Annotated in this window: 16 protein-coding genes; 10 read left to right on the top strand and 6 right to left on the bottom strand. The window is 38.8% G+C overall.

What is annotated here, in order from left to right:
• Positions 1 to 49 precede the first annotated feature (49 nt).
• On the bottom strand, positions 50 to 1,273 hold the full coding sequence (locus tag OQ267_RS02105; protein ID WP_265834711.1) for an HD domain-containing protein: 1,224 nt from the start codon (positions 1,271 to 1,273) through the stop codon (positions 50 to 52).
• A 111-nt stretch (positions 1,274 to 1,384) separates the two neighbouring features.
• On the opposite strand from OQ267_RS02105, the gene OQ267_RS02100 reads away from it, so the two are divergent.
• The 4 genes from OQ267_RS02100 (at position 1,385) to OQ267_RS02085 (ending at position 5,527) form a co-directional block, all read left to right on the top strand.
• Positions 1,385 to 2,938 carry a PglZ domain-containing protein gene (locus tag OQ267_RS02100; RefSeq protein WP_265819341.1) on the top strand — a complete coding sequence of 518 codons (1,554 nt, stop codon included), beginning with the start codon at positions 1,385 to 1,387 and terminating at the stop codon, positions 2,936 to 2,938.
• A 95-nt stretch (positions 2,939 to 3,033) separates the two neighbouring features.
• Positions 3,034 to 3,450: a tRNA (adenosine(37)-N6)-threonylcarbamoyltransferase complex ATPase subunit type 1 TsaE gene (tsaE, locus tag OQ267_RS02095; RefSeq protein ID WP_265819340.1), complete on the top strand. Its 417-nt coding sequence runs from the start codon at positions 3,034 to 3,036 to the stop codon at positions 3,448 to 3,450.
• Positions 3,451 to 3,526: 76 nt separating this feature from the next.
• Positions 3,527 to 4,753, top strand: coding sequence for an alanine dehydrogenase (locus OQ267_RS02090; protein WP_265834710.1), 1,227 nt, complete (start codon positions 3,527 to 3,529; stop codon positions 4,751 to 4,753).
• Between the two features lie 96 nt (positions 4,754 to 4,849).
• On the top strand, positions 4,850 to 5,527 hold the full coding sequence (locus OQ267_RS02085; protein WP_265834709.1) for a M15 family metallopeptidase: 678 nt from the start codon (positions 4,850 to 4,852) through the stop codon (positions 5,525 to 5,527).
• 89 nt (positions 5,528 to 5,616) lie between these two features.
• On the opposite strand, the gene OQ267_RS02080 is transcribed toward OQ267_RS02085, so the two are convergent.
• From OQ267_RS02080 to OQ267_RS02070, 3 genes are all read right to left on the bottom strand, one after another.
• Entirely contained in the window at positions 5,617 to 6,117 is a 501-nt protein-coding gene (locus OQ267_RS02080; protein WP_265834708.1) for a phosphoglycerate mutase family protein, read from the bottom strand.
• Between the two features lie 26 nt (positions 6,118 to 6,143).
• Positions 6,144 to 7,193: an aminotransferase class I/II-fold pyridoxal phosphate-dependent enzyme gene (locus OQ267_RS02075; RefSeq protein ID WP_265834707.1), complete on the bottom strand. Its 1,050-nt coding sequence runs from the start codon at positions 7,191 to 7,193 to the stop codon at positions 6,144 to 6,146.
• 69 nt (positions 7,194 to 7,262) lie between these two features.
• The gene (locus OQ267_RS02070) at positions 7,263 to 8,594 is read right to left on the bottom strand and encodes a D-alanyl-D-alanine carboxypeptidase (protein ID WP_265834706.1); all 1,332 of its coding nucleotides are present in this window, start codon (positions 8,592 to 8,594) and stop codon (positions 7,263 to 7,265) included.
• Between the two features lie 47 nt (positions 8,595 to 8,641).
• Here OQ267_RS02070 and OQ267_RS02065 point away from each other — a divergent pair, with 47 nt between their 5' ends.
• The 6 genes from OQ267_RS02065 to OQ267_RS02040 all read left to right on the top strand — a co-directional run bounded on the left by OQ267_RS02065 (position 8,642) and on the right by OQ267_RS02040 (position 15,437).
• The gene (locus OQ267_RS02065; RefSeq protein ID WP_265834705.1) at positions 8,642 to 9,889 is read left to right on the top strand and encodes an aspartyl protease family protein; all 1,248 of its coding nucleotides are present in this window, start codon (positions 8,642 to 8,644) and stop codon (positions 9,887 to 9,889) included.
• An 85-nt stretch (positions 9,890 to 9,974) separates the two neighbouring features.
• Positions 9,975 to 12,491, top strand: a complete 2,517-nt coding sequence (locus OQ267_RS02060; RefSeq protein WP_265834704.1) for a zinc-dependent metalloprotease — start codon at positions 9,975 to 9,977, stop codon at positions 12,489 to 12,491.
• Positions 12,492 to 12,692: 201 nt separating this feature from the next.
• Positions 12,693 to 13,559 carry a phosphodiester glycosidase family protein gene (locus OQ267_RS02055; RefSeq protein WP_265834703.1) on the top strand — a complete coding sequence of 289 codons (867 nt, stop codon included), beginning with the start codon at positions 12,693 to 12,695 and terminating at the stop codon, positions 13,557 to 13,559.
• 14 nt (positions 13,560 to 13,573) lie between these two features.
• Positions 13,574 to 14,500 (top strand): hypothetical protein, encoded by a 927-nt coding sequence (locus OQ267_RS02050; protein WP_265834702.1) that lies wholly within the window; start codon positions 13,574 to 13,576, stop codon positions 14,498 to 14,500.
• Positions 14,501 to 14,604: 104 nt separating this feature from the next.
• Positions 14,605 to 14,796 carry a cold-shock protein gene (locus OQ267_RS02045; RefSeq protein ID WP_010599196.1) on the top strand — a complete coding sequence of 64 codons (192 nt, stop codon included), beginning with the start codon at positions 14,605 to 14,607 and terminating at the stop codon, positions 14,794 to 14,796.
• Positions 14,797 to 14,909: 113 nt separating this feature from the next.
• Positions 14,910 to 15,437, top strand: coding sequence for an RBBP9/YdeN family alpha/beta hydrolase (locus OQ267_RS02040; RefSeq protein ID WP_088299891.1), 528 nt, complete (start codon positions 14,910 to 14,912; stop codon positions 15,435 to 15,437).
• Positions 15,438 to 15,499: 62 nt separating this feature from the next.
• Here OQ267_RS02040 and OQ267_RS02035 read toward each other — a convergent pair whose 3' ends face one another.
• Together OQ267_RS02035 and OQ267_RS02030 are read right to left on the bottom strand one after the other, a co-directional pair.
• The gene (locus OQ267_RS02035) at positions 15,500 to 15,991 is read right to left on the bottom strand and encodes an anti-sigma factor family protein (RefSeq protein ID WP_265834701.1); all 492 of its coding nucleotides are present in this window, start codon (positions 15,989 to 15,991) and stop codon (positions 15,500 to 15,502) included.
• Positions 15,988 to 16,569 (bottom strand): RNA polymerase sigma factor, encoded by a 582-nt coding sequence (locus tag OQ267_RS02030; RefSeq protein WP_088299889.1) that lies wholly within the window; start codon positions 16,567 to 16,569, stop codon positions 15,988 to 15,990. The genes OQ267_RS02035 and OQ267_RS02030 overlap by 4 nt, the downstream gene beginning before the upstream one ends.
• Positions 16,570 to 16,690 lie beyond the last annotated feature (121 nt).

Genomic DNA, 16,690 nt, shown 5'->3' with positions numbered 1-16,690 from the left:
TAGTAAGACTTAAAACGGCAGCAAAAGTCAAATATTTTGTTAATTAATCTTAAATCCCCCGTGGGTAGCAGAGAATGTACTTCTCTACAGTTTTTTGTAGTGATTCCAGATTGGATAAATCTGAAGCTTTTGCAATATCAACAATATCGTTATTTTTCATTAGAATTTTGATGTTTCCAACGCCAGCATTATAGGCCCTGTTTTGAATGGCGCTGGTGAATACAAAGTACCGGGCCTCTTCCGGACTGATGTCCAGCAAATGAATGGCTGCGTCTTTTAAAAAGGCAACCCGATCGGTTTCTGCCATTGCATTACCCATCTCTACCTTATACAGGTTTCTTGAGGTTAGCATCCGGCAAAGTGTTGATAATATTTTATCGGGATGTTTTACCCACACTTTTACCGCAGCATAAATATCCTGATCATCCAGATTGGTAAAGTGTTCCAGGTTGATATGGTTGGAAAAGAAATTAAGTTCGCTGATGTTATTGCTTAGGAAGTAGCTTAAGGATGGCGATGCAAAAAGGCTTTCTCCGGCTACAGAAAGTTCTTTAGCCCTTTCCAGTAATTTTACCAGGATCATTTCACCCGAAATCACGGTTTTATGCAGGTAAACTTGCCAGTACATCAACCTTCTGGCAATCAGGAATTTTTCAATTGAATAAATGCCTTTCTCTTCAATCACCAGGTTATCATCAAAAATGTTGAACATTTTAATGATGCGATCGAAACTGATTACGCCCTCGCTTACGCCTGTGAAAAAGCTGTCGCGGTTTAAATAATCCATCCTGTCTAAATCCAGCTGACCAGAAATGAGCTGATAAAGGAATTTTTTAGGGTAGGTGCCGTTAAAAATTTCAATGGCGTGCGTTAATTTTCCATCGAAATGATGGTTCAGGTCATCCATCAGCTTTGCCGATATATCTTCATGCCTGATACCGGTTACCAAAGAATGCTCTAAGGCATGTGAGAAAGGACCATGACCAATATCGTGTAGTAAAATAGCCAGCATAGCAGCTTCTTCTTCACCTTCGGTAATTATATGATCCTTACTTCTTAAAACTTCAATGGCCAGCCCCATTAAATGCATGGCACCCAGGGCATGGTGAAAACGCGTGTGTAAAGCACCCGGATAAACCAGATGGGTCATCCCAAGTTGCTTAATGTAACGCAGCCGCTGGAAATACGGATGCGAAATGACATCATATACCAATTCGGATGGAATACTAATGAAGCCGTAAACGGGATCATTTATGATTTTCTTCTTATTCAATCGTTAAAAATAGTTAAATAGATAGATACGGTACAAAAATTGCTATTTTTATTTGTAGTTTGATTTACCCGCCGAAATTAAAAGGCAATACATATCTATTTTTACAAAAACATGCAAGAAACGAAAATATTGTGGGCCGATGATGAAATCGACTTACTAAAACCCCATATTTTATTACTCAATGATAAAGGTTATGATGTAACCACTTTCACCAATGGAAATGATGCGTTGGAAGCTTTTGGAAAAGCACATTTCGATTTGGTTTTCCTTGATGAAAACATGCCCGGAATGAGCGGCATTGAAACCCTCTCGGCCATTAAAAATTTAAATCCCGATGTTCCTGTTGTATTAATTACCAAAAGTGAAGAAGAAAACCTGATGGAGGATGCCATCGGCAGTAAAATTGATGACTATCTGATTAAACCTGTTAATCCAAAACAGGTGTTGCTTACCATTAAAAAGCTGATTGATAACAAAAGGCTGGTGAGCGAAAAAACTTCCATGGCTTATCAGCAGGATTTCCGTCGTTTGGGCATGACCTTGGGCGATCGCCTGAATTATGAGGAATGGATTGATGTCTATAAGAAAATTGTTTTCTGGGAACTAGAGCTCGAAAAACTTGATGACCCACAGATGCACGAGATTTTAACCATGCAAAAGCAGGAAGCCAATACACAATTTACCAAATTTATTGAGGAAAACTACCTGGACTGGATCAAAAACAAAGATACAGCACCATTGTTATCCAATGAACTGCTGAAGAAAAAAGCTTTCCCGCATATTAATGATACCACTCCTGTATTTTTCATTTTAATTGATAACCTGCGTTATGATCAGTGGAAAATTATAAACCCGTTAATTTCTGAATATTTCAGGATTGATGAAGAAGATATGTATACCAGTATTCTTCCAACGGCAACGCAATATGCACGAAATGCCATCTTCTCCGGCCTGATGCCATTGGAAATGGAAAAACGTTTCCCACAGTTGTGGCAGAATGATGATGATGAGGGTGGAAAAAACATGCATGAAGAGGCTTTTTTAGCGGATAACATTAAGCGGAATCTTCGCAAGGATTGTAAGTTTAGCTACAATAAAATTTTAACTTTTGAGCAGGGTAAAGATCTGGTTGATCAAACCAATAACCTGTTACAGAATGATTTCAATGCCATTGTATTCAACTTTGTTGATATGCTGAGCCATGCCCGTACGGATATGCAAATGATTCGTGAACTGGCGAATGATGATGCAGCTTATCGTTCACTAACATTATCTTGGTTTGAACATTCACCACTGTGGGATTTATTAAAGAAAATTTCTCAAAAACAAGTAAAAGTGGTGATCACAACCGATCATGGAACCATTCGCGTTAAAAAACCAGTAAAAGTAATCGGTGATCGCGCTACCAATACAAATCTCAGATACAAGCAAGGCCGGAATTTAAACTTCAATGCAAAAGAGGTCTTTTTAATTAAAAACCCTCATGATGCTTTATTGCCTAAGATCAACATCAGCAGCAGTTATATTTTTGCACGTGAGGATAGCTATTTTGTTTACCCGAATAACTACAACCAGTTTGTAAATTATTATAATGAAACCTTCCAGCACGGAGGGATTTCTCTGGAAGAAATGATCATTCCGGTGGTGACCTATTCACCGCGGTAGTTTGAGCGCGCTGAGATACCAGATTTGAGATACGAAAACGACTAAAAGGCAAAAGCGATGCAATTATGTATTACTTTTGCCTTTATTTATTTAAGATGGAAATAGCCGTTAACAATTTATCAGATTTACCACTTGTAGCGCAGCAACTTTTAAAATTTGCAGGCAACGAAAAGATTTTCATTTTTGATGGTGATATGGGTGCTGGCAAAACCACTTTTATCAAAACTTTTTGTCAGGTTTTAGGTGTTCATGATGTGGTATCAAGTCCAACTTATTCCATCGTAAATGAATATGATAGTGCCACAGGCCAAGTATATCATTTCGATTTTTACCGCATCAAGGATATTCAGGAAGCATTTGACTTAGGCTATGAAGAGTATTTTTACGGTGGTGGAATGTGTTTAATTGAGTGGCCGGAAAAGGTAGCTGAATTATTGCCTGATCATTTCATTAAAACAGAAATTACCATTATGGATGAAAACCGGAGGGTGTTCAATTTCAGTAAGGTATAACATTTGATCTGAATTAATTACCAGAATTTCCGTACCTTGAACAACCTTAAACAGAAACAATTTTTTTAAAAGCAGCATGGCTACAGGAATACGCGAAGGAATGGCCGATATCGCCCGTCAGGGTTTATTGCAAACCCAGGAGGCAACACTGGAAACCAGAAACAGCAAGAACAGCCTGAACATTGGCATACCAAAAGAAATTTCGTTTCAGGAAAACAGGATCGCTTTAACACCATTATCTGTTGCCTTATTGGTTAACAATGGCCACCATGTTATTTTAGAAAGCGGTGCGGGTATTGCCGCCAACTTTTCTGATTCGGAATATGCAGAGCAGGGAGCCAAAATTGTTTACGATAAAAAAGAAGTTTTTGATGCTGATATCATTGTGAAAATTGCCCCGCCCATGCTGGAAGAAATTGCCATGATGCATAAGGGGCAGACTTTAATTTCTTCTTTACAAACCGGCACGCTGAAGCAGGACTACCTGAAAGCTTTGATGCATAAAAAGATTAATGCTTTGTGCTTTGAAAACCTGCGTGATGAAGGGAATGTACTGAGTGTAGTAAGAGCAATGAGTGAAATTGTAGGTTCTACTTCCATATTAATTGCTGCAGAGTATTTAAGCAATGTAACCGGTGGAAAAGGGTTAATGCTTGGAGGTTTTACGGGTGTGCCGCCTACTGAGATTGTAATTTTAGGTGCCGGAACAGTTGGCGAATATGCGGCCAGAACAGCATTGGCTCTTGGAGCTGAAGTAAAGGTTTTTGATAGCTCTATTTACCGCTTACGCAGATTACAAAATAATTTGGGAAGCCGGGTTTTTACTTCTGTAATGCAGCCGATTGTGCTAAATAAAGCAATTGTTACCTGCGATGTGGTGATTGGCGCCATCAGGGCTAGTCACGGACGTAGTCCTTGCATTGTAATGGAAGAAACGGTGGCGAGAATGAAACCCCATTCAGTAGTGATTGATGTCAGCATTGATCAGGGTGGTTGTTTTGAAACATCAGAAGTAACCAATCATACCAACCCCATTTTTAGAAAATATGATGTGATTCATTATTGTGTGCCCAATATCGCATCCCGGGTTCCGCGTACGGCATCTTATGCGCTTACCAATATTTTCGCACCTATTTTATTGGATATTGGTGAATTTGGTGGTTTAATGAATATGGTTTGGAATAATCCCGGTATTCGGGAGGCACTTTACATGTATCAGGGAAATTGTACCAATAAGGATTTGTCAGATATGTTTAACCTGCCTTTTAAAGACCTGGAATTGTTGGTGGTATCTAATCAGTAAATTTATTTTTCGCTATGCTGAGGTACGAAATAATCATTTTCATGAATGAGGTTGCTTTGTACTTTGAAATGGTGACCTGTTTATAGAAACGACAATATGAAAACTAAACTCCTCATCTTATTCCTATTTGTTTCTTTCTCTGCTTCTGCTCAAAACGGCAAGAGGCCAAAGTTAGTTGTCGTTAACTCTTACAATCAATATTTAGCTTCTGTTAAAACCAATCCGGATAATGAGTTAGTGGAGATTAAAAAAGCCATTCCGAACATTACACTGGATATTCGCTATGCCACGAAGAATAACTTCATGAAGCAGGTGATGTATAGGCAGGCGAGGGCATTTGCCCGTAAACCAGTTGTCGCTTCATTGAAGAAAATCCAGCGGGAATTAAATAAAAAAGGCTACGGATTGAAAATTTTTGATGGCTATCGCCCTTATGCCACTACAGTTGAGTTTTATAAAAAGGCAAGTGATAAAAACTTCGTGGCTGATCCTGCAAAGGGATCAAAACATAACCGGGGATGTGCTGTTGATTTAACATTGATTAACCTGAAAACCGGTAAAGAAATTGCAATGGCTACGCCTTATGATAGTTTCTCCGCTGCTGCTGCAGCAAACTATGAGCCGGTGAACCAAGAGGTAAGAAAGAACCGCAACTTTTTAATCGGGATCATGAAAAAGTACGGACTCAATGTACTTAAAAATGAATGGTGGCACTATGATTTTAGCGGATGGCAAAACTATCCGCTGATGAATATTCCTTTTGAAAAACTTTAAGTTGGTTGAATATTCATTGGTCAATAGTTCATTTGTTTGGGCGGTTAAACAAGCGAGAAGCATGATAGCTCCAAACTGATCACTCCGAACTAAAGGTGATGTGGCCTGCCAAACTGATCCATTTTCACCTTAGCCTTCTCATCTTTCAGGGTGAGGTGAAAAATATAGTCATAATCATCCTCCGTAAGCATTTCCATAGGTTTTTTGGCACCAAAAGCTTCAATAATTTCCAGCAGGGTATTGGAATGACCCGCTATGATAACTTTCTTGCCTGCATAATTTTTTTTAACAGAATCAACCAGTGATTTTGGGTCATTATAGTTAATCACCTTTGGGATGATCAGTGAATCTAAAGTTTGATGCGTTCTTTTGTAGGGGGTAGAAAAGGCAACATCAAAGTTTGTCTTTTGGAGAAAGGTGGCTAAATCACCTGCCCTGATTTTACCTTCATCGGATAGGTTAGGGTCCTTATCTTCAGAGTTTGTTTTATCTTTTTCAGCATGTCTTACAATCCATATTTCTGTTGTTTGAGCAAAGGTAGCGATAGAAAAAAGTAAACTTAAGGAGCAGAGTAGAATGATCTTTTTCATTTTATAAAGATTGAAAAATTTATCGGTTAAGAAAACAAACCAATGGTTTTGCATAATCGGTTAATATCAGAATGTTCGTGCCAGCTGCATAAAATAACCCGATTAATGGGCTTGCTTGCGGGCGTAGGGTAAGGAAAAGACGAAATTAAAATGTTGTGTTTCCATAATTGCTGGTCAATTGTAGCATCATCAATTAAAAATGCGGGGAAACCAGGTGCATATTTCCATGATTGATTCAGGTTCCTGGTTAATAAGTTTATGTTGTCCTGAAGTTTTAGCCACTGTTTTTTATATATACTTTCTGCATGCATAAAAGCATAAATACCAGCTGCGGCAGGAGGAGATGCGCCAACAAAGGTACTGGTAGATTTGAGCTGCGTAATTATTTTTTCTGAACCCAATATCAATCCGGCGTCTACGCCAAGGGCTTTGGCCATTGAAGCCACCACCACATTACTGATGTTTTCTCTTTCAGGTAAGGAGGACAATGCACTTAAACCCTGATTGTTTATTCCGATCCCATGAGAATCATCTACAATTAAAGTGATGTTTTTATCCGGTTCAATATTATTCAGGAAGCTGAAATCATAAACTTCAGGAACCAGGTTGTTCATCGCATTACTGATCAATACCCAGTTTTTTTCTGTTGAAGTATTGATTAACTGCAAGGTTTCTTTGCTCCAGTTTGTAAAAGTACCGTAAGCTTCGGGTTGTTCATTTATCCAAAGTGAAGGATGGGTATTGGGCGCATAAATTACATGTCCGGGGGCTGCAAGTTTTTTAACCGTTAACTGGGCAGCCAGGTATCCGCTTGATGTGATTAATGCTGCTTCTGCCTGGTAACGTATGGCGGCTACATGTTCTGCTTCCTGGTAGATTCCAAGCTGAATGTTGTTGTTGCGGCTGGTACCATTATTCAGGCCATATTTTTTTAGGCCTTCCAGATATAAAGAAAGAAAATCATGCTGCTGCGGAATACCCAGGTAAGCTGTACCTCCAAAATACAGGTAATTTTTACCATCAAGGAGTATCTCATTGGAAAAGGGTTGATCGATAGACCGTGATCTCTGGTTCATTGCGCAATTGAAATTTTCTTCGGGCGTGTTATCGGCTGTGATGATTGGTTGGCCTGATGCTGCGATACATTAAAAATGATCATGAATATAGGTCATGATTCTCACCATTTCAGCCCTTACCTCGGCTGTTGGTTTAATATAATTATTGTTCATAAAAGCGTAAATATAAGTTTTACCCTTTTTTGTCAATACATAACCACTTTGATTATGCACACCACCCAAAGATCCTGTTTTGCCATAAATAAACGGCTGATCAGTTTTCGGATAGGCATTTTTCAAGGTGCCGGTTTTCCCGCCAGCAGGAAGCATATCGAAAAGCTTTTCGCGGTTATTCACCAGTTTATAGATTGAATCCAGCAGGTAAACGTTATCACGGGGTGTAAATAAATTCTGCCGGGATAAACCTGAACCATCTGCCCATTGAACTTTGTCTGGCAAAAAAGATAAGTACTTTTTAGTTACATATTGAATGGCTTTTGCAGTGCTCAGTGTATCTCCGATCTGGTTGGAACAAACCAATAGCAGATGTTCGGCAATAAAATTATCACTGGGTAACATCATGTGCTTCAATACAGAATCTCTTTTGGCTCCGGATAATGTTTTTGCATCTGCCGGAATCTTCATGTTAACAATCCCTACTGTTTTATGCAGGGTATCTGTCAAAACCTCAATGGTGGTCTGGACACTCGTTTTATAAGGGTTTTGCTGATGATAACCCGGTTTTACATCAACGGAAGGATAGCGGAAATGGTTTGCCAAAAAATCTCTGGTCACCTGGAAATTCCCTGTAGTCTTCGTAGAATCAACTTCAAAGCAAGGAGCAAAAACCTTTGGTACAATGTTGATTTTATGTGCACTAGCGTAAGTGGAAGTTACCATATTATCCATTATGGGCATTTCCGTAATTTCCGGCTGGTAATAATAATCGTAATCATCCCAGCTCCATCCCTCGCCAAAAAAAGATCCGGAATAGCGGCCCGGTGCAAAAAAGAGTTTTTTATTGCTTGTCTGAAGAAAATGAAAGGCCGACTGATCCTTTACCGCAAATTGTAAAAATGAAGGGTCTCCCGTCCCCCAGAAAATCAGGGAATCATTTCGTTCCACATATTTTAAGGCGGGCATTCTTTCAGGCAACATTTGCAAACTCGCATAAAAGGTATACAGTTTAGTGTTGGATGCGGGTGTGAAATATTTGTCGGCATCTTTCTGAAAGATCATCTTATGGCCTTCCATATCATACAAAGCAAAACCCACCTCATATTGCTTGATCACTTCCGAATTTTTAAATGTTTTAGCCACTTTTTTTGAAATCATTTGGTCTGCAGAACAGCCAATTAAGCCTGATACGATAAAAATTATGGCTGCAAAAGATAAATAATGAACTTTAGGGATAAACATCATGCTGGATTAGAGTGACAATTGCCAACTAATTTATTAAATTTAATTTAATGTTAACCAAATATGCCCTTGTAACCTTTTTAAGATGTCGCAAAGTATTCATTTGCCTGATCTGCCTTTTGGCTTTTATTAAGGGGTACGGGCAGGAATTTGCATTTCCAAAGCATAAATTAAAGCAATCTGTTTCGTTTAAGTGCATTAAAAATCTCATTATTATTCCACTGATGGTGAATGGAAAGGGCCCCTATGATTTTGTTCTCGATACCGGGGTTGGGCCTTTAATTATCACAGAACCCGCTATTATTGATTCGCTGGACTTTAGCGCCATGCGTAAGATCAAGTTATCTGGTCTGGGGGTAGAAAGTGTTGATGCTTATGTTTCGCAAAATGTGCGTGCGCAATTAGGAAAGGCAAAAATTAAATACATCCCTACTGCCGTTCTAAAAGAAGATTTATTTAATCTGTCTGGCCATTTGGGAATTAAAATTTATGGACTGATAGGATTTGATTTTTTCAACAGCTTTATTGTAGATATCAGGTATAGCCATAACACACTTATTTTTTATGATACAAAGAGTAAGGTAAAATACCGTGGATCAAAAATTCCAATCTTCATTGAAAAACAAAAACCATACATTGAAACACAAGTATTGATTGACGATACAGTAAAGGTAAAAGCCAGGTTAATTATTGATACCGGCGCAAGCCATGCTTTATCTATGGAAATGTTAGATAAAGGTGCTTTCCCTGCACCATCTAAAAAGGTAAAAGCAAATTTAGGCATGAGTTTAAGCGGAGAAATTAAAGGTTATGTTAGTCGCATTTCGAAGTTTTATATCGGCAATTACACATTTGATCAGGTGGTTGCCGGTTTTCCGAATTTTGAATACATATCAAAAAAAAATGACCTGAGTAAACGGAATGGAAATTTAGGTGGTGAAATGCTGCGCAAGTTTGATGTTCAGTTCAATTATCAACAAGGCTTTATATCAATAAAACCAAATTCTAATTTCAGAAAGCCGTTTCAGCATGATATGGTGGGCATGGTGGTTTACCTGGAGCAGAATGAATTTAAAAGAGTCCTGATCGGTGAGGTAGATGAAGGCTCACCCGCCGAAAGGGCTGGCTTTATGCCTTATGATGAAATTATCAGTATAGATTTTAAACCTATACAATCTTATACCTTAAATGACATCAATGAACTTTTTAAATCATTGCCGGGCAGAAGACTCCTTTTCGAAATCTATCGTGATAACCATACTTTATTCAAATTTGTTCAACTGGAAAAAAGAATCTGATGCTGCCCGTAATTTTCTAGTTACACATTGATTATGCTGTAACAAGCCTCTAACTTCGGACTCTATTATAGCATATTTCACATCAATGAAGAAACAACTCGGCATGCTTGCATTGGCAGGTATGGTTGCGTTCGGTTTGGCAGGATCAAACTCCGTATACGCACAAAAAAAGAACAAAAAAGGTACAACAGGTTCAGCCACTCCGGCAGCAGCTACGCCTGCTGCAACTCCCAAAAAGGAAGGGATTAAACCTTATTCAGAGGTTATTACTGCCAAAGCCAGAACCACCAACGGTTTATTTAAAACACATAAGGTAGAAGATAAGTGGTACTTTGAAATTCCGGATAGTTTAATTAACCGCGAAATGCTGGTGGTCACCCGCCTGGCAAAATCACCGGTGGGTGTAAAAGTTGGCAACCAGCAATACGGCGGAGAGGAATTGAATGAACAGGTTTGGAAATGGGAGCGCAGGGGTAAACAGATTTATATCCGTGTACCAAGCTATGCTACTCAAGCAGATCCAAATAGTGATATGTATGAGTCGGTTAGAAATTCAAACCTGGATCAGATTCTGGCCGGTTTTGAAGTGAAGGCTTATAATAAGGACACTACAGGCGTGGTTATAGATGTCACTGATTTTTACAATGGCGATATTATGGCGATTGGTGCGACAGACCAGATCCGTAAGGCGTATAAAGTGATTGCCTATGATGCCACGCGTTCATACATTGATACCGTTAAAACCTTTCCCATCAATATTGAAGTTAAAACGGCCAAAACGTACAAGGCTGCAGAATCACCAACCGATAACAGCAATGCTGCAGTAACTTTTGAATTTAATACTTCCATGTTGTTATTGCCTAAAATCCCAGTGAAGGCCAGAATTATGGATAGCCGAGTGGGATACTTTGGGCAATCTCAGCTGGATTATGGTACTGATGCACAAAAGGCAGAACGTACTGCTTACATTCACCGCTGGAATCTGGTTCCAAAAGATACGGCTGCATATATGAGGGGTGAACTGGTGGAGCCGGTAAAACCGATTATTATTTACATTGATCCGGCTACACCTAAAAAATGGGTGCCTTATTTAATTCAGGGAATTAACGACTGGCAGGCCGGATTTGAGGCTGCAGGTTTCAAAAATGCGATTATTGGTAAGCAAGCACCGACCCCACAGGAAGATCCACAGTTTAGTGTTGAAGATTCCAGATATTCTGTTGTCCGTTATTTTGCCTCAGATATTGCCAATGCTTATGGTCCACATGTGAGTGATCCCCGTACCGGTCAGATCCTGGAAACACATATCGGCTGGTACCACAATGTGATGAACCTGCTACGCAACTGGTATTTTGTACAAACGGCAGCCATAAATCCAGAAGTGCGTAAGGCTAAATTTTCTGATGCACAAATGGGCGAATTGATTCGTTTCGTATCTTCCCATGAAATTGGCCATACCTTGGGCTTGCCCCACAACTTTGGTTCAAGTTATGCTTATCCGGTAGATTCACTGCGATCTAAAACTTTTACAGATACACATGGAACTGCACCATCCATTATGGATTATGCCCGTTTTAATTACATTGCCCAGCCGGGCGATGGCGTAACGAAACTACATCCACAAATTGGTGAATATGACAAGTGGGCGATCAAATGGGGTTATTCATGGATTCCCGGAAATAAAACTGCCGAGCAGGAAAAAGAAATTTTGAATCAATGGGTAATAAAAAATGCTGGAAATCCATTATACTTTTATGGCAGGCAGGGAACCACTTTAGATCCGCGCTTACAAAGTGAAGATCTGGGTGATAATGCCATGAAAGCCAGTACTTATGGCATTGCCAACCTTAAACGGATTCTTCCTAATGTTGAAAAATGGACCTACCAGAAAGGGAAAGATTACAGCGATTTAAAAGAAATTTACAATGAAATTATTTCGCAATTTAACCGTTATATGGGCCATGTAACTACCAATGTTGGTGGCTTGAGTGAAAACTTTAAAACGTACGACCAAACAGGTGCCGTTTATGCTTATCTGCCTAAGGCAAAACAAAAGGAGGCGATAACTTTTTTCAATCAGCAATTGTTCACTACTCCTTTATGGCTCATCAGCAATGAGCAATTAAATAAATTTGATAATGGCGTATTGTTAAACCGCATTAAGGCCGTTCAGACCAATACATTGGGTAACCTGTTGGCTGCGCCACGCCTTGCCCGTTTGATTGATAATGAAACTAAAAACGGGCCAGCAAAGGCCTACACAATGCCGCAGTTGTTTACCGATTTAAGGTCTTCCGTATTCGCCAACGGCAGGGCAGATGCATTTAAACGTAACTTACAGCGTGCTTATGTAGACCAATTAGAAAATCTGATGACCAAAGAGGCAGAACTTCCTGTGGGCTTTCCGGTTGATTACGCAGCAAGCTACGGTTTAACACCGGTTAATGTTGCTTTATCAGATATCAGGCCATTAGTCAGGGCAGAACTGAAAACATTACTGGCCACTACAAAAGCAAGATCTGCCGCAGGTGATGCCATAACAAAAGCACATTATGAAGATTTGAATATCAGAATCAAAGACATTTTAGACCCGAAGAAATAAATGATTGAATTATAGAATGATTGGCAAAGCAACACCCCAATTCCATCATTCACTAATTTAGTCATTCCATCATTCAGAAAAAACGGAGTTAATCATGAAGTTGGTTGCTCCGTTTTTGCTTAAAATTGAATGTATAATTATTGATGGCTTAATTCGAAGTTTAAAACAAAGATTTAGTTTTATGGCAAGTTTTGAATACCGATGTTTAGAAAACTATCAATCATTATCTTATTCTCGCTTTATTTAATGCCGGGTTTTGCACAAAATGCTGATTCGGTTTGTGTGGTTAGAACCAAATGGAAGAAAACTAAAATTGCACGGCAAGTGAAACTATTTCGCCATCATTTTAACAATAAGGATCTTTTTGGAGCAAATGAAAACATTTCTTTTCTTGAAGTAAAAAATACAGGTAGAAAAGCAATTTTTGCATTGGGTGCTAAAGAAAAAGAATTAATCACTACCAGTAATTTTGGTATTCGCGATACCGCAATTGCAGCTTTAAATGGAAATTTTTTTGATGTAAAAAATGGCGGATCGGTTGATTTTGTCAAGGTAAAAGGAAGTATCATCAATACCAACCGATTGGACAAAAATGGAAATAGAGCAAGGCATCAACAGGCTGCGGTGGTTGTAGATAATGGTAAAATCGCCATCAAAAAATGGGATGGAACAGCAGATTGGGAAACAAAACTCAGCGAAGAAAATGTTTTGCTGAATGGTCCGTTATTAACCTATCATAACCAAAATGAAGATTTAGATACCACATCTTTTACGCGCCTTCGTCATCCAAGAACCTGCTTAGGCATCAAACCAAATGGCAGGGTAATTTTGTTAACGGTTGATGGGCGAAGCGATAATGCTGCAGGGATGAACTTGCCTGAGCTAACCAAGTTGATGAAATGGCTGGGATGTAGCAGTGCCATTAATTTTGATGGCGGAGGTTCCACTACTTTATGGGTTGATGGAATGCCTGATGATGGCGTAGTTAATTATCCATCAGATAACAAGAAATGGGACCATGCGGGGCAGCGTAAAGTGGCCAATGTGATACTGGTTAAAAAGAAATAATTATTTTAGCACCAATGATTCAAAATATTTTAAAACTCTTTCTTATCGTGCTGGTGCTTTCTGCCTGTAATTCACGATCGAAAAAAAATGATGCCAGCCTGAGAGACTTCAGCTTTGCTCCTGTAAAAGGCATCCGGTTTGAAGAGGTTAAACGTCGCTTCAGCAATAACCTTTCTTTCAATAGAGAAGGATTTATGCAGCAACCTTCCTGGATTATTGAGGTAGCCGCAGAGGATACCATGATGGCCTGGAGCCCGCAGAAACAAATCATGCAGAAATTTTACCTGCAATATGACCATGGCAATGTGTACAACTTTGCGGAAGAGTTTTTCAAGGTGAAACACATCAGTAAGGATAGCCTGGTTTTTCAGCGGATTCAGGTTGATGGAAAAGTAATCGCTAATGATATCCGTTCAGATGTGAATATGACATTTTATGCGCAGACCTATATTAAAAATAAATTGAAAACAACGGCAGCAGCCTTGCAGAAACCCTCAAAGGCAGATACCTTATTTATTCAGAAAAGATCTGATGAAGTTAACCGTACTGATACAGGAGCATTTGCCGCGAGAGTACCTGTTCAGTTTATTCCGAAGAGTAAAATTGTAAAGGTAGAAAAGTTTAGTACAGTAGATAAACTGCAGAAACGAACAGCCGCTTACGATTATATGTTTCCACGTTACCGGATTGAAATTCAGCGGGCGTATAAAGATTTTGCTTATGAATGCCTTGCTGTTGTAGATTATACCGGAACAATGCGGATTTTGAATGTAAATGGTGTGTTGCCGGAGGCCGCAGAAGGAAAGAAAAGAATGATGCAGGGGGTAGCCGATATTTATATCAGGAACCTTTTTAATGTTGTTCCCGGAACAACCCTTGGAATACCACACAATAGTGAAATTACAGTAACTATTGTTGGGAAGGCAATTAAAAAGCCTTAGTAATCTGATGTTTACAAAGTTTTAACGTTAAAAAAATGTTAAAATTTATTTTGATTTTAAAAATTAAAACTTACCTTGCAGACTTAATTTTAATATTTAATACAATGCAAGAAGGCACAGTAAAATTCTTCAATGTAACTAAAGGTTTTGGCTTTATCATTCCTGCGAATGGCGACAGCGAAATTTTTGTTCATTCAACAGGTCTTATCGACGAAATCCGTGAAAACGACAAAGTACAGTACGAAGTTGCTAACGGTAAAAAAGGCTTAAATGCCGTTAATGTGAAAGTAATTTAATTTATTATCATATTTACAAAAAGGCCCCGATCTCAGTCGGGGCTTTTTTTATATACGAAAAATGGCTAACACTGCTCATTTTAAAAAAGAGTACTAATAACACCTGTTGATCTATGACAAATTACTTTATTATTCCTGGTTTGGGTAATTCGGGGCCAGACCATTGGCAAACACACTTTGAACAATCAGGTGAAAATTTTACCAGAATCAATCAGGCCGACTGGGAAACGCCAACATCAGCTGACTGGATTAAAAATATTGATGAGGCATTGGCTGGTTATGATTTAGCTACAGTGGTTTTAATTGGCCATAGTTTGGGCTGTACGGCAATTGCCAATTGGGCCAAACATTATCAAAAGACCATTAAGGGGGCATTATTGGTTGCGCCAAGTGATCTGGAAGCACCTCAATATACCTTTGATACTGTTGGCTTTGATCATGTTCCACTGGACAAAATTAATTTTAAAACCATTATAGTGGCCAGTACGGATGATGAATGGGTGAGTATAGAAAGAGCTGCATTCTTTGCAGAGAAATGGGGCAGTGATTTTATTAATATTGGCAATGCGGGACATATCAATGCCACAGCCGGATACGGTAAATGGGCAGAAGGATTGGAGATTTTAAAAACTTTGGGGTAAAATTTATCTTTTGGGTTCCCGCAGATTTCTGAAAATGCAAATGAATGTAATCTGCGGGACGATTAAACTTTCTTGATTTGAGCTAACCTTCCTCTTAAAAGCTGATCAATAAAAATTAATCCGATAACCAGATCAGCAAATAAGAAGCTATAAATAGTGGCAGGTGTAATGTGTTTGTTTAAATTGAAATCGAAACTAACTTTCTGATCAAAACCAGGCATAGTTAGATTTGAATTATAAAGTACATAGCCGAATAACATGAGTAAAGAGAGTACGAAAAAGCTACCAATACCATAAATAATCTTTTTATCAACCTTTGTTTTCATTGCTATTGGAGCAGGTTCAAACGCAATGCTTTCCATTACATTTCTAGTGAAAGACATGGATGGTTCTTCAAATTCCATTTTATCAAAAGCATTGTTGAAACGCAGTAATTCTTCATACTGAAATTTAACCTCTGCATCTGTATCAATCTTTTCTTTCATGGCAATGGCCTGGGCGGCATCCAGGTTTCCGTCAATATAATCCCAAAGTTGTTCTTCTATCGTATTCATAGCAGCTCTTTTACTTCATCCTTTAACAAATATTGTAATTTTTCTCTCAGCCTTTGTCGGGCACGGTGCAATTTTACTTTAACCGTATTCGGCTCCATGTTAAGGCTTGCGCCAATTTCTTCCAGGCTTTGCTCTCCCTGATAAAACAAGGTAATAATGGCAGCATCATCCGGCATTAGTTGTGTAATTGCTTCATTTAAAAATTTGTAGCCATCCTTCTTTTCGTATCCGTTTGCCATAAAGCCCGAAGTGTGATTCTCCAGCTGGATAAATGTATCTTCATCATCAATTGATGAAGTATCCAAGCGCTTTTTTCTCAAAAAAGTCATGGCCGTGGTATAGGTAATGGTATACAGCCAGGTACTAAATTTTGAAGTTTGCTTGAAAGTTCCAAGCGCTTTATAAGCTTTAATGAAACAATCCTGCGCAATCTCTTCTGCATCTTCCCTGTTTTTTGCAAAACGAAGCGCAAGCGTAAATACAAATCGCTGATGGCGTTTAACCAATAAGGAATACTGATCGGTTTGCCCGTTCAATATCTTTTCGATCAGCATTAAATCCGTATTTGTTTGCTCCATGTTTAGCCATAAGACTACAGTTGTGGGATGGAGGTTACAGGGATTTTTCTTGTTTAAGTAAAGATTTTTGAAAGATGGATTGAAATTATCTGGACATGATTGTTTTGTATTATCAATATTT

It is taken from the genome of Pedobacter sp. MR22-3 (genome assembly GCF_026240075.1).
Classification (GTDB): Bacteria; Bacteroidota; Bacteroidia; order Sphingobacteriales; family Sphingobacteriaceae; genus Pedobacter.
Note: the sequence above shows the minus strand (reverse complement) of the source record. Positions and strands in the feature narration are given on the sequence as shown.

Bases quoted from the DNA above. Each gene is read 5' to 3' on its own strand.
- OQ267_RS02100 (WP_265819341.1), top strand. From the start codon at position 1,385: ATGCAAGAAACGAAAATATTGTGGGCCGATGATGAAATCGACTTACTA.
- tsaE (WP_265819340.1), top strand. From the start codon at position 3,034: ATGGAAATAGCCGTTAACAATTTATCAGATTTACCACTTGTAGCGCAG.
- OQ267_RS02090 (WP_265834710.1), top strand. From the start codon at position 3,527: ATGGCTACAGGAATACGCGAAGGAATGGCCGATATCGCCCGTCAGGGT.
- OQ267_RS02085 (WP_265834709.1), top strand. From the start codon at position 4,850: ATGAAAACTAAACTCCTCATCTTATTCCTATTTGTTTCTTTCTCTGCT.
- OQ267_RS02080 (WP_265834708.1), bottom strand. From the start codon at position 6,117: ATGAAAAAGATCATTCTACTCTGCTCCTTAAGTTTACTTTTTTCTATC.
- OQ267_RS02075 (WP_265834707.1), bottom strand. From the start codon at position 7,193: ATGAACCAGAGATCACGGTCTATCGATCAACCCTTTTCCAATGAGATA.
- OQ267_RS02070 (WP_265834706.1), bottom strand. From the start codon at position 8,594: ATGATGTTTATCCCTAAAGTTCATTATTTATCTTTTGCAGCCATAATT.
- OQ267_RS02065 (WP_265834705.1), top strand. From the start codon at position 8,642: ATGTTAACCAAATATGCCCTTGTAACCTTTTTAAGATGTCGCAAAGTA.
- OQ267_RS02060 (WP_265834704.1), top strand. From the start codon at position 9,975: ATGAAGAAACAACTCGGCATGCTTGCATTGGCAGGTATGGTTGCGTTC.
- OQ267_RS02055 (WP_265834703.1), top strand. From the start codon at position 12,693: ATGTTTAGAAAACTATCAATCATTATCTTATTCTCGCTTTATTTAATG.
- OQ267_RS02050 (WP_265834702.1), top strand. From the start codon at position 13,574: ATGATTCAAAATATTTTAAAACTCTTTCTTATCGTGCTGGTGCTTTCT.
- OQ267_RS02045 (WP_010599196.1), top strand. From the start codon at position 14,605: ATGCAAGAAGGCACAGTAAAATTCTTCAATGTAACTAAAGGTTTTGGC.
- OQ267_RS02040 (WP_088299891.1), top strand. From the start codon at position 14,910: ATGACAAATTACTTTATTATTCCTGGTTTGGGTAATTCGGGGCCAGAC.
- OQ267_RS02035 (WP_265834701.1), bottom strand. From the start codon at position 15,991: ATGAATACGATAGAAGAACAACTTTGGGATTATATTGACGGAAACCTG.
- OQ267_RS02030 (WP_088299889.1), bottom strand. From the start codon at position 16,569: ATGGAGCAAACAAATACGGATTTAATGCTGATCGAAAAGATATTGAAC.